Source organism: Bifidobacterium sp. M0353, assembly GCF_016100645.1.
In the GTDB taxonomy this organism is placed as follows: Bacteria; Actinomycetota; Actinomycetes; order Actinomycetales; family Bifidobacteriaceae; genus Bombiscardovia; species Bombiscardovia choladohabitans.
Map to the genome: position 1 here is coordinate 1 of NZ_JACFSB010000053.1, position 358 is coordinate 358.

Sequence of the window (358 nt, forward strand, 5' to 3'; positions counted from 1 at the left end):
ATTTGACAATAGAAGATGGCGACGTTTTGATTAATAAGCTTGCTGCGAAAAGCCTTGACCTAAATTCAAATGACGGTGACCTCAAAGTAAACCAGTCGACTTTTTCACGTAGTTCACTAAAACTAAATGATGGCGATGTTAAGATTAGCGACTCTCAAATACTAAATAACAGCTCAATTATATTGAATGACGGTGACTTTTCAATGTCAAACGCACCTAAGATCAACTATGTATTGACAAATCACTCGGATGATAAAATCATTTTTAAAGGTTCTTACCATTCCAATCATTTTGCAAAAAAAGTTAAAAATAAACCCGTATTAAAAGTTACTAGTATGGATGGCGATATTCTAATTAA

General features: G+C 33.0%; 1 protein-coding gene. It reads left to right on the forward strand.

All coding sequences use genetic code 11. The features are described from left to right. Positions 1 to 358 (forward strand): DUF4097 family beta strand repeat-containing protein (locus tag H3V04_RS08965; RefSeq protein ID WP_198188247.1); only part of this gene is annotated, 358 nt, incomplete at both ends.